The sequence below is a fragment of the Catellatospora vulcania genome, from assembly GCF_009720385.1.
GTDB classification, from domain to species: domain Bacteria; phylum Actinomycetota; class Actinomycetes; order Mycobacteriales; family Micromonosporaceae; genus Catellatospora; species Catellatospora vulcania.
In genome coordinates, this window is sequence record NZ_WARX01000017.1 from 170,088 (window position 1) to 190,824 (window position 20,737).

General features: G+C 73.0%; 12 protein-coding genes. 10 read left to right on the forward strand and 2 right to left on the reverse strand.

Annotation, left to right across the window (positions count from 1 at the left end; translation table 11 throughout):
- Positions 1-185: 185 nt before the first annotated feature.
- Both F6W97_RS32640 and F6W97_RS32645 read left to right on the forward strand, forming a co-directional pair.
- Complete coding sequence (locus F6W97_RS32640; RefSeq protein WP_230687166.1) at positions 186-2,186, forward strand: glycosyl hydrolase family 28-related protein; 2,001 nt, start codon at positions 186-188, stop codon at positions 2,184-2,186.
- Positions 2,187-2,527: 341 nt separating this feature from the next.
- Positions 2,528-4,171: a PKD domain-containing protein gene (locus tag F6W97_RS32645; protein ID WP_155374396.1), complete on the forward strand. Its 1,644-nt coding sequence runs from the start codon at positions 2,528-2,530 to the stop codon at positions 4,169-4,171.
- 121 nt (positions 4,172-4,292) lie between these two features.
- Here F6W97_RS32645 and F6W97_RS32650 read toward each other — a convergent pair whose 3' ends face one another.
- Positions 4,293-5,690 carry a DUF1996 domain-containing protein gene (locus tag F6W97_RS32650; RefSeq protein WP_155374397.1) on the reverse strand — a complete coding sequence of 466 codons (1,398 nt, stop codon included), beginning with the start codon at positions 5,688-5,690 and terminating at the stop codon, positions 4,293-4,295.
- 326 nt (positions 5,691-6,016) lie between these two features.
- On the opposite strand from F6W97_RS32650, the gene F6W97_RS32655 reads away from it, so the two are divergent.
- The 8 genes from F6W97_RS32655 (at position 6,017) to nudC (ending at position 19,549) form a co-directional block, all read left to right on the forward strand.
- Positions 6,017-9,370: an ATP-dependent helicase gene (locus F6W97_RS32655; RefSeq protein WP_155374398.1), complete on the forward strand. Its 3,354-nt coding sequence runs from the start codon at positions 6,017-6,019 to the stop codon at positions 9,368-9,370.
- Positions 9,367-12,657: a UvrD-helicase domain-containing protein gene (locus F6W97_RS32660; protein ID WP_155374399.1), complete on the forward strand. Its 3,291-nt coding sequence runs from the start codon at positions 9,367-9,369 to the stop codon at positions 12,655-12,657. The genes F6W97_RS32655 and F6W97_RS32660 overlap by 4 nt, the downstream gene beginning before the upstream one ends.
- A 150-nt stretch (positions 12,658-12,807) precedes the next feature.
- A complete protein-coding gene (locus F6W97_RS32665; protein ID WP_230687167.1) occupies positions 12,808-12,960 on the forward strand; it encodes a hypothetical protein in 153 nt (50 codons plus the stop codon).
- Between the two features lie 44 nt (positions 12,961-13,004).
- Entirely contained in the window at positions 13,005-14,213 is a 1,209-nt protein-coding gene (locus F6W97_RS32670) for a S8 family serine peptidase (protein ID WP_196279426.1), read from the forward strand.
- A gap of 216 nt (positions 14,214-14,429) precedes the next feature.
- The gene (locus F6W97_RS32675; RefSeq protein WP_155374402.1) at positions 14,430-15,821 is read left to right on the forward strand and encodes an FAD/NAD(P)-binding protein; all 1,392 of its coding nucleotides are present in this window, start codon (positions 14,430-14,432) and stop codon (positions 15,819-15,821) included.
- Between the two features lie 81 nt (positions 15,822-15,902).
- Entirely contained in the window at positions 15,903-17,216 is a 1,314-nt protein-coding gene (locus tag F6W97_RS32680; RefSeq protein ID WP_155374403.1) for a M16 family metallopeptidase, read from the forward strand.
- Between the two features lie 70 nt (positions 17,217-17,286).
- The gene (locus tag F6W97_RS32685) at positions 17,287-18,609 is read left to right on the forward strand and encodes a M16 family metallopeptidase (RefSeq protein WP_155374404.1); all 1,323 of its coding nucleotides are present in this window, start codon (positions 17,287-17,289) and stop codon (positions 18,607-18,609) included.
- Positions 18,610-18,646: 37 nt separating this feature from the next.
- Positions 18,647-19,549: an NAD(+) diphosphatase gene (nudC, locus tag F6W97_RS32690; protein ID WP_155374405.1), complete on the forward strand. Its 903-nt coding sequence runs from the start codon at positions 18,647-18,649 to the stop codon at positions 19,547-19,549.
- Here nudC and F6W97_RS32695 read toward each other — a convergent pair.
- Positions 19,472-20,728 carry an MFS transporter gene (locus tag F6W97_RS32695; protein ID WP_155374406.1) on the reverse strand — a complete coding sequence of 419 codons (1,257 nt, stop codon included), beginning with the start codon at positions 20,726-20,728 and terminating at the stop codon, positions 19,472-19,474. The two genes, nudC and F6W97_RS32695, sit on opposite strands and share 78 nt — an antisense overlap.
- Positions 20,729-20,737 lie beyond the last annotated feature (9 nt).

Genomic DNA, 20,737 nt, shown 5'->3' on the forward strand with positions numbered 1-20,737 from the left:
TACGCAGAACCTTGTGGTGGGCGACACAGGGAATCTAAAGTCACCTACACCTCCTGGCGTCCGCTCCGCCTCGAGCGTCTCAGGCGTTCCATCGTTCCTCCGTTCCCTCCAGAAACGAGTCTTCGATGTCACGGAGCATCACAGGAGCTGCGGCGAGGTCCCGCCGGCCCCGGCGGTGGGCCCCGATGGCGGTCGCCTCGGCCACCGTCGCGGCCGTCGGTCTCACCCTCGTCGGCAGCGCCGGCACGGCACAAGCCAGCACCAGCAGCGCCGCGCCCGTGGTGACGCGCGCCGCGCTCGACCCCGCGCTCGTCGCGGGCCGCGGTGCCAGCGTCAACTTCCTAGAGCAGGAAGCCGAGAACGCGGCGACCAACGGCACCCTCATCGGCCCGGACCGGACGGCGTACTCGCTGCCCGCGGAGGCCTCCGGCCGCAAGGCCGTCAAGCTGGCCGGCGGGCAGCACGTGGAGTTCACGCTGCCGGCCGCGGCGAACGCGATCACGGTTCGCTACAGCATTCCGGACGCGCCGAACGGCGGGGGCATCAAGGCCCCGCTGAACGTCACCGTCAACGGCAAGAACAAGCAGGTCATGACCCTGACCTCCGAGTTCTCCTGGCTGTACAACCAGTACCCGTTCAGCAACGACCCGAACGCGGGCCTGCTGCACGAGGACTGGTGGATCACCGAGTGCGCGTGCGTGCCGGCCTTCACCGATCCGAAGCCGGTCATCACCACGCCGTTCCGCCCCATGCACTTCTACGACGAGCAGCGCCTGCTGCTCGGCAAGACGTACCAGGCCGGCGACAAGGTCCGGTTGACCGTCCCGGCCGGCAGCAACGCCGCCTGGACCGTCATCGACCTGCTCGACTCCGAGCTGGTCGGCAAGCCGCACGTGCGCCTGGTGGCGTCCAACGTGCTGGCCTTCGGCGCGGACCCGACGGGTCGCCGCGAGTCGGCCGACGCGTTCGACCGGGCCATCGCGTTCGCGAAGAAGTGGCACCTCAAGGTGTACGTCCCGCCGGGCGTCTACCAGGTCAACCGGCACATCATCGTCGACGACGTGACGATCGAGGGCGCGGGCAACTGGTACACGGTCATCAAGGGCAAGGAGGTCGCGCTCAGCGAGCCGGCCGAGGACGGCTCGGTGCACACCGGCGTCGGCTTCTACGGCAGGTACGCCGAGGACGGCGGGAGCAGCAACGTGCACCTGTCCGGCTTCACCATCGAGGGCGACGTGCGCGAGCGCATCGACACCGACCAGGTCAACGGCATCGGCGGCGCGCTCAGCGACTCGACGATCAAGGGCCTCTACATCCACCACACCAAGGTCGGCGCGTGGTTCGACGGCCCGATGGACAACATCAAGGTCACCGACAACATCATCGTGGACCAGATGGCCGACGCGTTGAACTTCCGCAAGGGCGTCACCAACTCGCTGGTGGCGAACAACTTCATCCGCAACACCGGTGACGACGGCCTGGCCATGTGGTCCGACGGCGTGGCGGACGCGAACAACGTGTACGACCACAACACGGTGCAGACCCCGACCCTGGCCAACGGCATCGCGATCTACGGCGGCACCGACAACACGGTGTCGAACAACCTGGTCGCCGACCCGATCCGCGAGGGCTCCGGCCTGCACGCCGGTTCCCGCTTCGGCGCGACCGCGTTCGCCGGGCAGCTCAAGTTCACGAACAACACCGTGGTCCGGGGCGGCACGTACGAGCTGAACTGGAACATCGGCCTCGGCGCGATCTGGATCTACGCGCTGGACAAGACCATCGACGCGGACATCCAGGTGACCGGGGACCACTACCTCGACAGCACCTACAACGCGATCATGATGGTCAGCGAGTGGTCGGTGAAGGACCTGTACCAGATCCGCGGCGTCAAGTTCAAGGACCTGCGGATCGACGGCACGGGCACCTCGGTGCTCAGCGGCCGGGTCGAGGGCGGGGCCTCGTTCGAGAACGTCGACGCCCGCAACGTCGGGGCGGTCGGCATCAACAACTGCGGCTCGTTCCACTTCACCCCGGCGGGTTCCGAGTTCGTGGTGACCGACCTGGGCGGCAACGACGGTGGCGGCACCACCGGCCCCTGGATGGCCTCCTGGGAGCTGCCGAACACCATCACCTGCGACGACCGCCCGCCGGTCGTCGTGCCTCCGGCGCCGTCGGCCTGGTGACGACGCGCATGTAGCCAGACCGGATGAGGCACGGGCGGGCGTTCGAGTGCACAGACACCGGGCGCCCGACCGGAAATCCGGTAACCGCCCCGGGCGGGATCCGAGCGAAACAGGCTCGGATCCCGCCCGGGGCCATTCTGCCGACCCGTCGTGACGCCTTTCCGACGCTCATTCGGGGACCGTCGGCCGTCCAGCCCGGATCGTGCGTTCAGCGAGGTCGCACCTTTCCGAGTGGATACGGATGCGTCCGGATGACCCCGCTTATCGGCTCATTGGGTTATGGAGCGGTTCCATGCCTGCGTGCGAGGGTGTAACCCGGCCACGATGAGGGGGATCATCCTATGCAGATCAGCACGTCGCGGTTGCTCCGCTCAGTCGGCAGACTGGGTGTGGCCACCGCGCTGGTGGCCGCCGGTGTCGCCGTAGGCGCCACACCGGCACACGCGGTCGCCACCAACACGGTCGCCTTCTGGAGCATGGACGAGCCCAACGGCTCGACCACGCTCGTGGACAGCAGTGGCAACGGCCGTAACGGCACCATCGGGTCGGACCTGACCACGGGAGTCGTCTACGCCGGTGCGACCGGCCACCGCTTCCCGGTGGTGCTTCCGGGCGAGATGGCCTACAAGCCGGGTCACATCAACCGGGTTCCGGCGCACAACGACCTGAACCCCGACTCCGGTGACTTCTCGCTCACCATCCGCTACCGCTCGACCTACTCCTTCGGCAACATCATGCAGAAGGGCCAGGGCGCGACGGCCGGCGGCTACTGGAAGTTCGAAGCACCGGGCGGCATCCCGCGCTGCCTGTTCCGGGGCGGCAACGGCGCCTCGCGGACCGGCTACGCGACCGAGTCGATCTCGGACGGGCAGTGGCACACCGTCACCTGCAACCGCACCTCCGCCTACGTCGAGATGTACGTCGACGGGGTGCGCACCAGCCGCGCCAACGGCGCGACCGGCAACGTCGCCAACACCTGGCAGCTGTCCATCGGCGGCAAGGGCACGTGCGACGGCGTCGAGGTCACCTGTGACTACTTCATCGGTGACATCGACTACATCAAGATTCTGAAGGGGTCGGGCGGCACCGGCAACACGCCCCCGACGGCAAACCTGGACCCGTCCTGCACGGGCCTGGTCTGCTCGTTCGACGGCACGGGCTCCACCGACACCGGTGGCGCGATCCAGAACTACGCGTGGAACTTCGGTGACGGCACCTCCGCCGACACCGACAGCGTGGGGACCGCCTCGCACACGTACGCGGCGGCGGGCACCTACAACGTCACGCTGACCGTCACCGACGACTCAGGCAGCACCGACACGGACACCCAGCAGGTCACCGTCGCGCCCGTCGCGGAGCTGATCTCGTTCGTCGGGCAGGCCACCTCGAACGCCAACGCCCTCACCCACACGGTGACGGTGCCGTCCGGCGTGCAGGCAGGCGACCAGCTGCTGCTGTTCCTGAGCCAGAACACGCACGGCACCACCGGCACGCCGACCGGCGGCGGGTGGACCCAGCTCGAGCGGCTCGACGGCGGCTACGCCACCACGACGGTCTGGCGCAAGACGGCCACCGCCGGTATCGCGGGCACCTCGGTGCAGGTGACGCTGGGGCAGCAGTCGAAGGGCAACTTCGTGCTCGCCGCATACCGCGGCGTCGACACGGCAGCGCCCGTCGTCTTCACCGGCGCCACCGAGCCGACCAGCTCCGCGGCGCGCGTCACGCCCTTCGCGACCGTGACGGCCGCGCAGAGCTGGGGCGTGTCGTACTGGGTGCACGGCGACGCCGCGTCCACCTCGCTGTCGGCCCCGGCCGGGGTCGAGGTGCGCAGCAACTCGTCGCAGACGGGCGGCGGCCGGGTCACCGGACTGCTCGCCGACACCGGCGCCTCGCTGCCGGCCGGCTCCTACGGCGGTCTGACCGCCACCGGCGCCGCGGCCAGCACCACGACCACCACGTGGACGCTGATCCTGCAGCCGGCCTGACCGGCACACCCTGCACAAGGCCGAGCCGGCCACCCCGCCTCCGGGGTGGCCGGCTCGGCCGTTTCGCGCGTGGCCCCGGCCGCGCGCCAGGGCCACGCTCATGCCGTGGTCGGGAAGCCGATCAGAACGTACCGGCGGTGTTGCACTTGGCCTTCTGGACGATGCAGTCCTTCACCCGGTGACCCAGGGCCGCGTTGTCCCAGGCGAGGAACGAGTCGCCGTGGATCGACGAGGCCAGTCCCGAGGACAGCGTGTAGCCGTCGGCGCTGCCGTGGGTGGGGTAGTCGATGACGAAGGAGACGTTCGGGATGGCGACCGGGAATGCGCCGGTGCACCTGCCGTCGACGGTGTTGTAGGAGACGTGCGACTTGTGGTCGGGGCTGTCCAGATGGACGCCGTCCCAGCAGTCCTGGAACACCAGCTGGTAGGTGAGGTTGGCGGTGGGGGCGCAGATGGGCCAGTTGCCGTCGGCACTGCGGCCGATCTCGCCGCCGGGGCCGGCGCACCAGAACTGGTTGGGCGCACCGGCCGGGGTCGGCACCTGCTTCTTGGCGTCGCCGGCGATCATCCGGAAGCCCTGCGGGAAGGGCACCGTCCTGGTCGGGTCGGGCAGGCGCGAGCTGTAGTACACGGTGACGCCGCGCGGCTCGATCGGCACGCCCCGCTCGTACAGGGTGGGAATCCAGTACGCGGAGGGGTCGCCCACCGGCCCGCAGCTCGACGCGGTGTTGCCGAGCAACGAACCGGTGGTGGTGCTCGCGTTCGCGCCACGGTTGCCGAAGAAGCTGTGCATGTGCGACGCGCCGGGCAGCCCCGGGAAGATGATCGGGTCGTCCTTGAGGGAGTGACTGTAGACGCATGAGGCGTTGAACTCGGGGACCCGCACGGCGTTGGGGGGCGCCGGGTTGATGGTCATCGCGTTGAACGCGGCGAGCTGGGCGTTCCACGCGGCCTGGTCCATCTTGACCCAGCCGGTGCCGGACGACCCGCTCGGACTGGGGCTGGGCTGGACACCGCCCGTGCCGAAGACCTGGAATTCCCACGCCGACGCGCCGTACTGCGTGGCGCGGCGGGTGGTGTTCAGCCGCACGTACCGGCCCGAGCCGCTGACGTTGAGCGTCTGGACACCGCCGGTGCCGTTCACCGTGGTGTTGATCGTCGTCCAGGCGGAGCCGTTGGCGGACGTCTGGATGGTGAAATCGCGCGCGTAGGCGGTCTCCCAGGTGATGACCACGCGGGTGATGGTGGCCGTGGCGCCCAGGTCGACCTGGAGCCACTGTGGGTCGCTGAACGCGCTCGCCCACCGAGTGCCCAGGTTGCCGTCGACCGCGGCGGATGCGGGCGTGCCGCCGTTCTCGGTCGACGACGCCGTCGCCGGGCGACCCTGCGAAAGCGGGGTCTCGGCGGCGGAGGCGCGCAACGCCTGGTTGGTGAGCAATGAGCCGATCAGCGTGGTGAGGACGACGCCGAGCACGAGGGTGCGCGGCCGGATTCTGCCCCTTGGGGCACTACTGGACATGACGGATCCTCCGGTTCTGCGGGGACGGTCGCGGCGAGGTTCCACCGGTGCATGAGGCCCGCCCCGGGGGCTCGGGGCGGGAGTTGATCTTGCCAGAGAGCGCTCTCTATCCCTGCATATTGAACCCATCGGCGATCGGTGTCAATAGGTCAAAGTCGATGGAACTGCGCTCACGAAGACTCGCTTTCTCCGCAAATCAGGCCGGTGATGGAAGGGCTGCCCAGTCGCGGGCTCTTGACCGGCGTTCGGCCAGGGAGCGCTCTCCGAATGCCCGCAACGCCACAACCCGCTCGCCTGCTGCCGCGGTGTCGCCCGCACGTGCTGGAATGTTCGGCGTGAGCAGCGGCGTTCAGCGGGACTGGCGACTGGTCCGGGGCAGTGGCCCCGACCGGTCGACGCTGCGTGCCGACCTCGCGCAGCAACAGGTGATCGCGCACGAGTCAGGGCCGCTGCTGGTGCGCGGCGGACCGGGCACGGGCAAGACGACGACGCTGGTCGAGGCGGTCGCCCGGCGGGTGGCCGACGGCGTCGACCCGCAGCGCATCCTGGTGCTGACGTTCGGCCGGCGCGGATCGCAGTCGCTGCGCCGGCGCATCGAGGCCCGCATCGCCCGCGGTGTCGGGCACGAACCGCTGGTCAGGACCTTTCCGGCGTACGCCTTCGGGTTGCTGCGCCGCTCGGCGGCGCTGCTGGGCGAGCCGTCCCCGCGGCTGCTCTCCGGGCCCGAGCAGGACCTCGTCATCCGCGAGCTGCTGCCCGGCGAGGACGCCGGCTGGCCGGACCGGCTGCTGCCCGCGCTGGGCACCCGCGCGTTCGCCGAGCAGCTGCGTGACCTGCTGCTGCGGGCCGCCGAGCGGGGCATCGGCCCCGCCGACCCGCTCTGGCAGCGGCGCGACGACTGGCAGGCCGCCGCGCGTTTCCTGCACGAGTACGAGCAGACCATGGCGCTGCGCGATGCCTCCACGCGCGGCTCGGCGGGCTACGACCACGCCGAGCTGGTCCGAGCCGCGACCGCGATGCTGCGCCGCGACCCCGAGCTGCTGGCCGCCGAGCGTTCCCGGCTGTCCGCCGTCTACGTCGACGAGCTGGCCGACACCGACCCGGCACAGGTGGAGCTGCTGCAATTGATCGCGGCGGGGCTGCCGCTGACCGCGTTCGCCGACCCGGACTCCTCGACGTACGCCTTCCGTGGCGCGGACCCGCAGATCGTGCGGACCTTCGGCGAGCTGTTCCCCGGCACCGCCCAGGTGGTGCTGGCGACCACGCACCGGGCCGCGCCCGCGGTCCGCGCCGCGACTGCCCGCATCGCCCGCCGCCTCCCCGGCCACCTGCCGGTGGTGCCCGCACCACGCCAGGAGCAGACCGCGCCACCCGGGGGCGAGTCCGCGCAAGCGGCGGCAGGCGCCCGAGCCTCGGCCGCCACCGGCGGTGCGGAGCAGGCGACGGCCGCCGTGAGCGGTCCCGGGCGGTCGACGACGGCCGGTGGTGCTGCGCCGACCGGTCGGAGCGAGCCGCCGGACGATCCGGATGTCGGGGTCGAGGTGGTGGCGCTGCGCAGCCGGGTGAGCGAGGCCGCATTCGTGGCGCACCGGCTGCGGCGGGCGCACCTGGTCGACGGCGTGCCGTTCTCGCGTATGGCGGTCATCATGCGTTCCACGAACTCGCAGCTCCCGGCATACGAGCGGGCGCTGCGGCAGGCGGGCGTGCCGACCAAGGTGCTGGCCGAGGATCTGCCGCTGCACCAGCAGCCGGCGGTGAAGCCGCTGCTCACGCTGCTGCGCTGCGCGCTGCGGCCGGAACTGCTGACCGAGGAGTCGGCGGTCGCGCTGCTGCACTCGCCGCTGGGCGGGGCCGATCCGATGGCCGAGCGGCGGCTGCGCCAGGGCCTGCGGGCGCTCGCGGTGGCCGGGGGCGACACCCGCGGCTCCGGCGAGCTGCTGGTCGAGGCGCTGCGCGACCCGGCGGAGCTGGCCGCGCTGGACCGGCGCTGGGCCGCGCCCGCGACCCGGATCGCGATGCTGCTGGCCACCGCGCGCGAGACCGCGGGCCGGCCGAGGGCCACCGCCGAGGAGGTGCTCTGGTCCGTATGGCGGGCCAGCGGCCTGGCCGAACGCTGGGCCGCGCTGGCCACCGCGCCCGCGATGGGGCTGGACCAGCAGCGCCGCGCCGAGACCGCGGACCGGGATCTCGACGCGATCATGGTGCTGTTCGACGCCGCGGCCCGGTTCACCGACCGGCTGCCGGGCGCACGCATCGACACGTTCCTGGAACACGTCGCCGACCAGCAGCTGCCCGCCGACTCGCTGGCCGCCAGCGGCGACCGGGGCGAGGCGGTGCGACTGCTCACCGCGCACGCGGCCAAGGGCCTGGAGTGGGACGTCGTCGTGGTGGCCGGAGTGCAGGAGGGCATCTGGCCCGACCTGCGGCTGCGCGGCAGCCTGCTCGGCTCCGAGCAGCTCGTCGACGAGGTGGCGCAGCGGGCCCAGCCTGGTGCGAAGGCGCAGCGGGTCGCGCAGACGGCTGCCCTGCTCACCGAGGAGCGGCGGCTGTTCTACGTGGCGGCGACCCGGGCCCGGCGGCGGCTGGTGGTCACCGCGGTGGACTCCGGCGCGGTCGGTGGCGCGGACGGCGAGGACCGGCCCAGCCGCTTCCTGTTCGAACTCGCCCCGCCGGTCAAGGTGGACGAGGACGAGGTGGAGCAGCTGGACCTGGCCCGGCCGCCGCGGGCGCTGACGCTGTCCGCGCTCGTCGCCGAGCTGCGTGCCGCGGTCACCGGCGCCGACCCGGTCCGGCGGCACGCCGCCGCCCGGGAGCTGGCCCGGCTGGCCGCCGCCGGAGTGCCCGGCGCGCACCCGGACACCTGGTGGGGCCTGCCGGAACTGTCCGACGACAGCCCGCTGCACGGCCCCGACGAGCCGGTGCGGGTCACCCCGTCCACCATGGAGAGCGCGCTACGCTGCGGGCTGCGCTGGCTGCTGGAACGGCACGGTGGCGCGGCCGCCTCCACCGCCGCGCAGGGCGTGGGCAACCTGGTGCACGCCGCGGCGATGCTGGCCGACGAGGCGATGAGCGACCCGGCGGTGCTGGTGGAATACGTCGCGGCCCGTTTCGACGCGATCGAGCTGGCCGCGTCCTGGCTGGCCGGGCGGGAGAAGGACCGCTCGGCGGAGATGCTCGGCAAGCTGACCCGGTGGCTGGCCGAGAACCCGCGGCGGCTGGTGGCCATCGAGCGCGAGTTCACCGTGCGGCTGGACGCCGAGCCGCCTATCGACCTGGTCGGCCGGGTGGACCGGCTGGAGGTCGACGACCAGGGCCGGCTCGTGGTGATCGACCTGAAGACCGGCAAGACCACCACCGCCACCCGCGAGGAGCTGCCCGAACACCCGCAGCTGGGGGCGTACCAGGTGGCCGTCGAGGCGGGCGGGTTCCCGGAGGGCGACGAGTCCGGCGGGGCGGCGCTGGTGCAGCTGGGCACCACCCACCGAGACGCCAAGGAGCAGGTGCAGGACGCGATCGGCGAGACCGCCGACCCGCAGTGGGCGCACGCCATGGTGCACCGCACTGCCGCGACCATGGCCGCCTCCACCTTCGTCGCGAAGATCAACGACAAGTGCCGGGTCTGCCCGGTGAAGAGCAGCTGCCCCGTCTCCGGCAAGGGTCGTCAGGTGGTCGAGCCGTGAGCGAGCTGATCAGCCGGCGGGTAGTGGAGGAGGGGCCGCGCTGGACGCCGGAGGAGCTGGCGGCGCGGCTGGAGCTGAAGCCGCCGACCGCCGAGCAGGCCGCGGTGATCAGTGCACCCGTCGCGCCGCTGCTGGTCGTCGCGGGCGCGGGCTCCGGCAAGACGGAGACCATGGCGGCGCGGGTGCTGTGGCTGGTCGCCAACCAGCACGTGCGCCCGGAGCACGTGCTGGGGCTGACCTTCACCCGCAAGGCGGCGGGCGAGCTGGCGCACCGGGTCCGGGTACGCCTGGGCCAGCTGCGCCGCCACGTCGGCACCCGGTTCACCGAGGGGCTCGACGGCGAGCCGACGATCGCCACGTACCACTCGTTCGCGGCGCGCATCGTCACCGAGCACGGCCTGCGCGCCGGGTACGAGCCGAGCACCCGGCTGCTCACCGAGGCGTCCTGCTGGCAGCTCGCCGACGAGGTGGTGCGCTCGTACACCGGGGACATGTCGGCGGTGGACTCCGCGCCGAGCACGGTGGTGTCGGCGGTGCTCGCGCTGGCCGGTGAGCTGGCCGAGCACCTGGTGACCCCGGACAGCCTGGCCACCTGGACGGGCCGCTTCCACGCGAGCGTCGACGCGAAGCCGGGCCGGGTGATGGCCGACGTGCGCGACCTGCTGGCCCGCCAGCGGGCCCGGTTGCAGCTGCTGCCGCTGGTGCGCAGGTACGCCGAACGCAAGCAGGTGCTGGAGGCGATGGACTTCGGCGACCAGATGTCGCGCGCGGCCCGGGTGGCCCGCGACCATCCCGAGGTCGGGGCTGCCGAGCGTGAGCGGTTCCGGGTGGTGCTGCTCGACGAGTACCAGGACACCAGCCATGCCCAGGTGACGCTGCTGCGGGCGCTGTTCGCCGGGGACGTGGCGGTGGTCGAGGGCGGGGTGTCCGGGCAGGGGCATCCGGTGACCGCGGTCGGCGACCCGTGCCAGTCGATCTACGGCTGGCGCGGGGCCAGCGCGGGCACCCTGGACCGGTTCCCGGGGGAGTTCCCCGACCGTGACGGCGAGCCCGCAGCCCAGGCGCAGCTCGGACGCAGTTTCCGCAACCGGTCGGAGATCCTGTCGGTGGCCAACGCGATCTCCGCGCCGCTGCGCGACCTCGGGGCGCGGGTGGTCTCCCTGACCTCGGGCAGCGACGCGCCGGGCATCGTGCAGTGCGCGCTGCTGGAGTCGCACCTGGACGAGGCGGAGTGGATCGCCGACCAGATCGTCACCGCGTGGCGCAGCGAGGCGGGCACGGCCGCCGACCAGAACCCGGTGCACATCCCCGTCGAGCGGCGGCCCACCTCGGCGGTGCTGGTGCGGGTGCGCTCGCAGATCGCGCCGATCGAGGCGGCGCTGCGGGCCCGCGGCCTGCCGGTCGAGGTCGTCGGCCTGGGCGGCCTGCTGGACACGCCCGAGGTCCGCGACGTGGTCTGCACGCTGCGGGTGCTCAACGACCCGCTGGACGGGGCGAGCCTGCTGCGCCTGCTGACCGGCGCGCGCTGGCGGATCGGGCCCCGTGACCTGGTGGCGCTGCACCGGCGGTCCCGGGCGCTGGCGCACGACCGCCGTCCCGCCGGGGACGACGCCGACATCGTCACCGACCGGCTCGACGACGCGGCGCTGGCCGAGGCGCTGGACGACCTCGGCGAGCCGGACCAGTACTCGCCCGCGGCGTACGCCCGGCTGTCGGCGTACGCGAAGGAACTGGCGGGGTTGCGTGCCCGCCTGGACCAGCCGGTCAGCGACCTGATCGCCGACATCGAGCGCACCGCGGGCCTGGACGTCGAGGTCGCGGTGCGGGCCGGGGACGCCGGGCTGGCCCGCGCGCACCTGGACACGCTCGGCGAGGTCGCGGCCCGGTTCGCGATCGAGACCGACGGCGCGCCGCTGGGGGCTTTCCTGTCCTACCTGGCCGCGGCCGAGGACGAGGAGCGCGGGCTGACCCCGGGCGAGATCGACGTGGCCGAGGGCGCGGTGCAGATCCTCACCGCGCACGCCGCCAAGGGCCTGGAGTGGGACGTGGTGGCGGTCGCGGGGCTGACCAAGGACGTGTGGCCGGGGCCGAGCAAGGGCTCCGATCACTTCCTCAAGGGCCTGGGCGTGCTGCCGTTCCCGCTGCGCGGCGACCGCGACGGGCTGCCCACGCTGGCCGTGAAGAGCGCCGCCGACCAGAAGGAGCTGGGCCGCGCCGTCGCCGACTTCGAACAGCAGTGGAAGGAGCACGACGCGCGCGAGGAGCGCCGCCTGGCGTACGTGGCGGTCACCCGCCCGCGCAGCTGGCTGTTCGCCTCCGGCTACTGGTGGGGCGACAAGGTGCGCAAGCCGCGCGGCCCGTCGGTGCTGCTGGAGGAGATCGTCGGAGTGTGCCGGGCCGGTGAGGGCCATGTCGACGTGTGGACGGCGGCGCCGGAGCCGGACGCGGTCAACCCGACCAGCGGCGAGGTCGCCACGACCTGGCCCAGCGATCCGCTGGGCGCGCGGCGGCCCACCGTCGAGGCGGCGGCCGACCTGATCCGGGCCATGCTCGGCGAGCCGGACGCGGGCGCGGTTCCGGCCGAGCACGACGAGGTGACGCGGCGCTGGCGGCAGGAGGCCGACCTGCTGCTGATCGAGCGCGACGAGCAGGCCCGCCGGGCGAACCGGGCCGACGTGGTGCTGCCGGCCCACCTGTCGGTGTCGCAGCTGGTGGCGCTGCGCAAGGACCCGGCCGCGCTGGCCCGGCGGCTCCGCAGGCCGCTGCCCGCGGCCCCGGACCCGTACGCCCGCCGCGGCACCGCCTTCCACCACTGGCTGGAGCAGCGCTACGGCGCGGACCAGCTGCTCGACCTGGACGACCTCCCGGGCGCGGCCGACTCCGACGCCGCCCCGGACGAGGCGCTGGGCCTGCTCAAGGAGAAGTTCGAGGCCAGCGTCTGGGCCGACCGGGTGCCGGTCGAGGTGGAGACGCCGTTCGTGGTGGAGCTGGGCGGCACCGTCGTGCGTGGACGGATGGACGCGGTGTTCCGCGACGATGACGGCGGTTACGACGTGGTCGACTGGAAGACCGGCCGGGTGCCCACCGGCGCGACGGCGGCCGCGGCCGCGGTGCAGCTGGCGGCGTACCGGCTGGCCTGGGCGGCGCTGGCGGGCGTGCCGGTGGCGAAGGTCAGCGCCGCGTTCCACTACGTACGCGACAACCTGACCGTGCGCCCCGCCGACCTGCTCGACGAGGCCGGGCTGACCGCGTTGCTGACCTCGCTGCCGGGACAGGACGCCGACTAGTCCGGACGGCGGGCGGCGGTGCGCCCTGTAGTCCGTTAATACCGGCGACTCAGCCGAACCGCTGCCAGACCAGTCCGGAAAACGACTGCGTGATGTCGCACGCAGCGGGCATTGTGTGAGCGGACACACGCATCCCGTGGGAGGCGCGCCGTGGAGTCATCAGTCCGGGAACTGCTCCTGGTGATGCTCCTTGCGCTGATCGGGGTCGGCGTGGCCGGGGCCGTGGTGCTCGCGCCCTGGCACGCGGCACAGGCCGGTATCGTCGTGGAGGTGCATCCGCCGGCCGCGCCCTTGGCCGGTTGACGATGATTGTTGTGAACGCCTCGATACCCGCCGGAGTGCGTGTGATGTCTGGTCCGAAATCCCTGGTCACGGCTGCTGTCTCGGCTGTCGTGCTGCTGCTGGGCGCGCCCGCGTCCGCGGCCGAGCCGGACGTGGTGCGCGGTATGCAGTGGCAGCTCGCGGGCCTCGACCTGGCCGCGGTGCATCAGCGCGCGACCGGCGCCGGCGTGCTCGTCGCGGTGCTGGACTCGGGTGTGGACAAGACCCACCCGGACCTGGCCGGCCAGGTGCTAGGCGGGCCGGACCCGGTCTCCAACTCCGATGTGGATGGCCGTGGCACCGGGCTTGCCGGACTCATCGCAGGTCACGGCCATGTTCCCGGGGTCTCGGTGGGTGCGCCGCGGCCGAGCGCTTCGCCGTCAGGGCTGCCCGCGCCGAGCGCGAGCGCGGCCCCGGCCGACCCCCGCACGGCGGGTGTGCTCGGGGTGGCCCCCGGCGCGCAGATCCTGCCGGTGGCGTTCGCGCCGGGGCCGAGTGCGACCGGTGACCCGGATGCGCTGGCCGCCGCGATCGACCGGGCCGTGTTCGGCGGCGCGAAGATCATCTGCATCGGCCGGGGCGTCGTGCCCAGCAGCAAGCTGCAGGCCTCGGTCGAGGCGGCCGTCGCGCGTGGTGTGCTGATCGTCGCGGCCGACGCGGATCGGGCCGGCCGGCCGTTCACACCCTGGCCGGCCTCCTACCCCGGGGTGCTCAACGCGATCCCGGCGGACCGTTCGGGCCAGGTGCCCGTCGCGCCGCTGAGCGGGCGCACCACCGGCATCACGGTGCCCGGCGTCGACCTGATCACGACCGGGTTGGGCGGCGGCTACCGGATGGACGGCGGGTCCAGCGCCGCGGCGGTGCTGGCGGGCGCGGCGGCGGTGGTGTGGTCGGCGTACCCGAAGGCCACGGCCGCGCAGGTGCTGCAGCGGCTGCGCTCGACCGCCACCGACACGGGGACGCCCGGCGCGGACAGCCGGTTCGGCGCGGGCACGCTCAACCTGGGCGCGGCGCTGGCCGCGAACCTGCCGCAGGAGGCCGCGCCGAGCGTGCAGCCGAGCCCTGCGGCGTCGAACCCGGCCGCCTCGCCGAGCGCGTCACCCCTGCCGGTCGCCCTCGCCGACAGCCGGGACTGGCGGCGCTGGCTGGTGGCGCTGCCGCTGCTGCTCTTCCTGCTGGCGCTCACGGTGTGGGCGGTGCGGTCGGCCCGGGTGCGGCAGCAGCCCGCCGCCTGATCCGCCCAGGTGCCGGACCGGGGCCGGTTCGAGCGCGGGGCGGATGAACAGATCGTTGCCGAAGGCGGCCGCTCGCATGTTGCGGGCTGCCGCCTCTGGTATGTGTAGGCTGTATATCCTATCGTGCCGGTAGGTTATATGGGTTTACCGATGGCCTGCCCGCATCGAGCGGGCGGGCGGCGCTAACTTGATCAGCGACACGGAGGAGGTACGGCCATGGGCATCGCGGTGGTGGTCGGCGGCGGCTGCAGTGGCGTGCTCGCCACCCGTGAGCTCCTGCGGACCGGCTGGCACGTGGTGATGGTCGACCCGGGCGCCCGGCCCGGCCGCGGGCTGGCCTACAGCACCGCCGCACCGTGGCACCTGCTGAACTCGCCCGCAGCCGCGATGAGCGCCGACCCGGACCAGCCCGAGGACTTCCTGCGCTGGTGCCGGCAGCGCGACCCGCGCACCGGCCCCGCCGACTTCGTGCCGCGCAGCTGGTACGGCGACTACCTGACCGAGGTGCTGCGGGCAGCCGACGAGACCGCGCAGGGCCGGCTCACCGTGCAGCGCGGCCGAGTGGCCCGCATCTTCGAGCCGTCCGGCGGCGGCGGCCCGCTCACCGTGCTGCTCACCGACGACGTGGTGATCCCGGCCGACCGGGTGGTGCTCGCGCTGGGCCACCCCGCCCCGTCCGCTCCGGCACGCCTCGACGCCGCCGCCGCCCGCTCGGGGGCCTACGTGGCCGACCCGTGGCGGGCCGGCGCGCTGGACGGCCTGCCCGAGGGTCCGATCCTGCTCATCGGCACCGGACTGACCGCCGTCGACGTGGCGCTGACCCTGGCCGACGCGGGCCGGCACGACCTGCTCGCGGTGTCCCGCCACGGCCTGTTCCCCCAGCCGCACCGCCGTCCCGGCACGGCCGCGGCGGCGTCGGCGCAGGCGGCGACGGTGGCGGCGCTGCCCGAGCTGCTGGCCGCCGGTTCGGTGGCCGGGGTGCTGCGGTCGCTGCGGCGGCTCGCGGCCGACACCGGCGACTGGCGGGCCGTGCTGGACGCGCTGCGCCCGCACTGGGACGCGCTGTGGCAGAGCCTGCCCGAGCCCGGCCAGCACCGCTTCCTGCGGCACCTGGCCCGCTACTGGGAGGTGCACCGGCACCGGATGGCGCCTGCCGTCGCGGACAGCATCACCGCGCTGCGCGAGAGCGGCTCGCTGCGGGTGCGCGCCGCCGAGCTGTGCGGCATCGAGGCCGCCGACGAGGGGGTACGCGTGGTGCTGCGCGAGCGGCACGGCGGCGCGATCACCGCCCCGACCTTCGCCGCGGTGGTCAACTGCACCGGGCCGGGTCGCCTCGTCGAGTCGGATCCGCTGGTCCGGGCCCTGGTCGCGGAGGGCATGGCCCGGCCGGGGCCGTACCGCCTCGGACTCGACACCGACGCGCACGGCGCGCTGCTGCGCCGGGACGGCTCGGCGCACCCGGCGCTGTGGACGCTCGGCCCGACCCGCCGCGGCGTGCTCTGGGAGACCACCGCCGCGCCCGAGATCAGGACGCAGGCCCGGGGGCTCGCCGTCGCGCTGGGCGACGCGGGCGACCGTGCGCCGGTCGTCGAGTGCGTGGAGTCGTAGTCCGCCCGCGGCGGCTGTGGGTGAACATTTCACAGCCGCCGCTGCGGACGCCTCCTCCGCCAGCTTGCTAGGGTCGGTTTTGTGTCCACCGAGACCAGCATCCAGATCCCGCGCACGGCGTACGAGGTCGAGCGGTTCACGCTCCCCAACGGTTTGCGCGTCGTGCTCAGCCCGGACCGCAGCGCACCGGTGATCGGTGTCGCGGTCGTCTACGACGTGGGAATCCGGTCCGAGCCGCAGGGCCGCACCGGCTTCGCCCACCTCTTCGAACACCTGATGTTCCAGGGCTCGGCCAACCTGGAGAAGCTGGCCCACTTCCGGCACGTGCAGGGGGCGGGCGGCACCTTCAACGGCTCCACCCACCTGGACTACACCGACTACTTCGAGACGGTGCCGAGCAACGCGCTGGAGCGGATGCTCTTCCTGGAGGCCGACCGCATGCGCGGGCCCCGGCTCACCGAGGAGAACCTCAAGAACCAGATCGACGTGGTCAAGGAGGAGATCCGGGTCAACGTGCTGAACCGCCCGTACGGCGGCTTCCCGTGGCTCAAGCTCCCGCCGGTCATGTTCGACACGTTCCCCAACGCGCACGACGGCTACGGCTCCTTCAGCGACCTGGAGGCGGCCACCGTCCCCGACGCCGCGGAGTTCTTCGACAAGTACTACGCCTGCGGCAACGCCACGCTCGGCGTCTCCGGCGACTTCGACTCCGCGCACGCCCGGATGCTGATCGAGCGGCACTTCAGCGACGTGCCGGCCCGCCCGGCCCCGGCGCGTCCCGACTTCACCGAGCCCGACCTGAGCGCCGAGCGGCGCGAGTCCTACGTGGACAAGCTCGCCCCGCTGCCCGCGGTCGCCTCGGCGTGGCGGGTCCCGGACCCGGTCACCGACTTCGCCGGCTACCTGCCGTACGTGGTGCTGGCCGAGGTGCTCACCGACGGCGACGCGTCGCGGCTGGTCGAGCGGCTGGTGCTGAAGGACCGCAGCGTCACCAGCGTCGGCGGCTACCTGGGCTTCATGGGCGAGCCGTTCGAGGTGCGCGACCCCACTGCGCTGCTGCTGCAGTCGCACCTGCCGCCCGGTGGCAGCGTGGACAAGGTGCTGGTCACCATCGACGAGGAGCTGGACCGGCTGGCCACCGACGGGCTGACCCCGGGCGAGCTGGCCCGCACCCAGGCCCGGATGGCCACCCACCTGCTGCGCGAGACCGACGCGGTGCTGGGCCGCGCGCTGCGCATGGCCGTGCTGGAGCTGCAGCGGGGCAACCCGGGGCTGCTCAACGACCTGCCGCACTCGATCGCCGAGGTGACCGAGGAGCAGATCCGGGCCGCCGCGGCCACCCTGCGCCCGAACCGCCGGGCGTCCATCGAGGTCGTACCCGGAGGCAACCAGTGAGCGAGCGTAGCGAGCGAACCACGAGACTCGGTGCAACTCATGCCGTCGACGAGCGAAGCGAGGAGCAGGCATGAGCGTGATCACCCTTCCTGAGCTGGATGAGAACCGGCCGCTGGTATTGCCGACGGAGGTCGAGCAGACGCTGCCGAACGGGCTGACCGTGCTGGCCATCCGCCGCCCGAGCGTGCCGCTGGCCGAGGTGCGGCTGCGCGTGCCGTTCGCCAAGGCCGAGCTGGCCGAGGCGGCGGTGCTGGCGCAGACGCTGTTCTCCGGCACCAGCACCCGCAGCACCGTGCAGATCGCCGCCGAGCTGCAGACCGTCGGCGGCGGCCTGGGCGCGGGGATCGACCCGGACCGGCTGCAGATCAGCGGCAACTCGCTGGTGTCGGGGCTGGACCGGTTGCTGGAGCTGCTGGCCGAGGTGCTCGACGACGCCGTCTACCCGGAGGGCGAGGTCACCACGGAGGTGGAGCGGCTGGCCGACCGGATCCAGGTCGCCCAGAGCCAGCCGGCTCACCTGGCCCGCGTCGCGCTGCTCAAGCGCATCTACCCGGGGCACCCGTACGCGGTGCAGACCCCGTCGGTGGAGGACGTGCGCGCGGTGAGCCCGGAGGCGCTGCGCGCGCTGCACGCCCGGCGGCTGCACCCGGCCGGGGCGACCCTGGTCATCGTCGGCGACCTCGACCCGGAGCAGGCGGTGCAGACCGCGGCCAAGCGCCTCGGCGGGTGGAACGGGGGCGGCGAGAGCGCCGACCTGGCTCCGATTCCGCTGCTGGTGCCCGGCCCGCTGCTGCTGGTGGACCGGCCGGGCGCGGTGCAGTCGTCGCTGCGCATCGCGCTGCCGGCGGTCACCCGCACCCACCCCGACCACGCCGCCCTGCAGCTCGCGAACATGGTCTTCGGCGGCTACTTCTCCTCCCGCTGGGTGGAGAACATCCGCGAGGACAAGGGCTACACGTACGGCCCGCATTCGGTGATCGAGCACTCGGTGGCCGGTTCCACGCTGACCGTCTCCGCCGAGGTGGCCACGGAGGTCACCGCCCCGGCGCTGGTCGAGACGCTGTACGAGTTGGGCCGCATCGCGGCGCTGCCGGTCCGCGAGGAGGAGCTGGAGCAGGCGCGGCAGTACGCGCTGGGCACGCTGCAGCTGGGCATGTCCACGCAGTCCGGCCTGGCCGGGCTGGCCAGCACCTACGCCGGGTTCGGGCTGCGGCTGAACTTCCTGGCCGAGCACTCGGCCCGGCTGGCCGCGGCCACGCTGGAAGACGTGCACCGCGTCGCGGCGACGTATCTCGCGCCCGCGGTGGCGGCCCCGGTGATCCTCGGTGACGCCGAGAAGATCCAGGCCGCGGTCTCGGCGATCGTGCCGGTGACGGTCGAGTCGAAGCCGTGAAGGTGCAGCACACCGAGGAAATGAGCGAGCTGTCCGTATGAGTGAGACGCCTGCGGCCCGGTCGGATCTCGACCGGGCCGCGTTCCGGCGCGCCGACCCGCAGTGGCTGGCCGATGCCTGGTCACGCGGCCAGGTGGTCGTGATCGGAGACGACGGCCGCGCGCTGATCCGTGACGACCGGCTGGTGCTGTTCGCCTCGGGCCAGGTCGGCGCGGCCGGCCCGACCGGCGAGCCGCTGTTCCTCGGCGTCGACGCGGGCGGCACGGCCTACTTCGCGGTGAACCGCGAGCTGCCCGAGCTGCCCGGCGCGGAGCCCAAGCACCTGTGGGAGGTCGGCGCGGACCTGCCGCCCCGCGACACGTCGCTGCTCACCCAGGCGCTGGCGCTGGTGCGCTGGCACCGCGATCACCTCTACGCCCCGCGCAGCGGCAAGCCGACCACGGTGGAGCAGGGCGGCTGGGTGCGCCGCGACGCCGACGGGGACCTGCACTTCCCGCGTACCGACCCGGCCGTGATCATGGCGGTGCACGACGGGGCGGTGGGTCCGCAGGGGCGCATCCTGCTCGGCGCGAACGTGGTGTGGGCCGGGGCCGCCAAGCGCCGCTATTCGGTGCTGGCCGGCTTCGTGGAGGCGGGGGAGACCGCCGAGGAGGCGGTCGCCCGCGAGGTGTACGAGGAGGCGGGCGTGCGGGTGTCCGACATCCGCTACCACGGCAGCCAGGCCTTCCCGTACCCCCGCTCGCTGATGCTGGGCTTCCTCGCGGTCGCCGACCCGGCGGCCGACCCGCTGCGCACCGACCCGGACGAGCTGCTCGACGCGCAGTGGTTCACGCGGGAGCAGGTCGCCCGGGTGCTGGACGGGTCAGACGACTCCTTCACGCTCCCGAACCGGTCCTCCATCGCCCACCAGCTCGTCCTGCGCTGGCTGCGCGAGGGCTGACGGCGGGGTCAGCCCGCGCCCGGCCCACAGGTAGAGCGCGGACACCACCATCACCGCGCTCATGACGACCAGCAGCACCCGGAAGTCGACCAGCTCGACGAGCAGCGCGCCGAATCCGATGGCGAGCGTCTGGGGTGCGCTGATCAGCGCGTCCATCGCCGCCGAGACCCGGCCCATCAGCGCGCCGGGGGTGCTGCGCTGCATCAGCGTCATCAGGCCGACGAGCAGGTAGGGCAGGCCGAACCCGGCGATCAGGGCGGTGGGCAGGGCCAGCCACAGGCTCGGGGTAAGGCTGGTGAGCAGCAGGGGCAGGAACAGAGCGACGCCGATCGCGTTGGTCGACAGCTCGCCGACCCGCCGGATCAGCCAGGCCGACGTCAGACCGCCGAGCAGGCCGCCCACACCCTGGGCGCTGACCAGCACGCCGATGAAGGCCGGCGGCCGGTGCAGACCCTGGTCGACGAAGGCGAAGAAGACGGTCTCGCTGAACCCGAAGACGAGGATCGAGATGACGTTGCCGATCAGGGCGCGTCGCAGCGGCACGCTGCCCGTCAGGTGGCGTACGCCCGCACTGACCTCGGCCACCCAGCGCTGCTCGGTGCGCTCGGGCTTCTCTTCGGGCACCCGCAGCACGGTGATGACCGTGGCCGCGATGAGGAAGCCCGCCATGCCGAGCGCCGCCAGACCCCAGCCCTTCGTGGCGGCGTAGAGGGCGGCCCCCAGCAGCGGCCCCACCAGGCGCAGGCCCTGCCGCACGGTCTGCAGCGCCCCGTTCGCCTCGGCCAGCAGGTCCGGCGGGATGACCTCCTTGATCAGGCCGTTGAGCGAGCCGCTGACCAGGATGTACGAGACGCCGTAGCAGATCGCGACGGCGAAGATGATCCACAGATCCTCCCGTCCGTCGACGGCCAGCAGCGGCGTCAGCATCGCAGCCGAGCCGACCAGCGTCGCGATCAGGAAGGGGCGGCGGCGGAACCGGTCCACCACGACCCCGAACAGCGGCGCGAACATCACCGGCAGCACCACGCACAGGATCGCCGTGCCCGCCATGCCGTCGGAGCCGGTGAGGTCCTTGGCCCAGATGGCCAGCGCCAGCACCAGCATCGACTCGGCGGTCATGCTGAAGAACAGGCCCGCGAAGAGCAGGCGGAAGTCGGGTCGTCGTAGTACGGCGCGCATGGTCGGTGC

Excerpts from the sequence above, each read along its gene's own strand:
- F6W97_RS32655 (WP_155374398.1), top strand. The coding sequence starts at position 6,017 with ATGTTCGGCGTGAGCAGCGGCGTTCAGCGGGACTGGCGACTGGTCCGG.
- F6W97_RS32675 (WP_155374402.1), top strand. The coding sequence starts at position 14,430 with ATGGGCATCGCGGTGGTGGTCGGCGGCGGCTGCAGTGGCGTGCTCGCC.
- F6W97_RS32685 (WP_155374404.1), top strand. The coding sequence starts at position 17,287 with ATGAGCGTGATCACCCTTCCTGAGCTGGATGAGAACCGGCCGCTGGTA.
- F6W97_RS32695 (WP_155374406.1), bottom strand. The coding sequence starts at position 20,728 with ATGCGCGCCGTACTACGACGACCCGACTTCCGCCTGCTCTTCGCGGGC.
- F6W97_RS32650 (WP_155374397.1), bottom strand. The coding sequence starts at position 5,690 with ATGTCCAGTAGTGCCCCAAGGGGCAGAATCCGGCCGCGCACCCTCGTG.
- nudC (WP_155374405.1), top strand. The coding sequence starts at position 18,647 with ATGAGTGAGACGCCTGCGGCCCGGTCGGATCTCGACCGGGCCGCGTTC.
- F6W97_RS32670 (WP_196279426.1), top strand. The coding sequence starts at position 13,005 with ATGTCTGGTCCGAAATCCCTGGTCACGGCTGCTGTCTCGGCTGTCGTG.
- F6W97_RS32640 (WP_230687166.1), top strand. The coding sequence starts at position 186 with ATGGCGGTCGCCTCGGCCACCGTCGCGGCCGTCGGTCTCACCCTCGTC.
- F6W97_RS32645 (WP_155374396.1), top strand. The coding sequence starts at position 2,528 with ATGCAGATCAGCACGTCGCGGTTGCTCCGCTCAGTCGGCAGACTGGGT.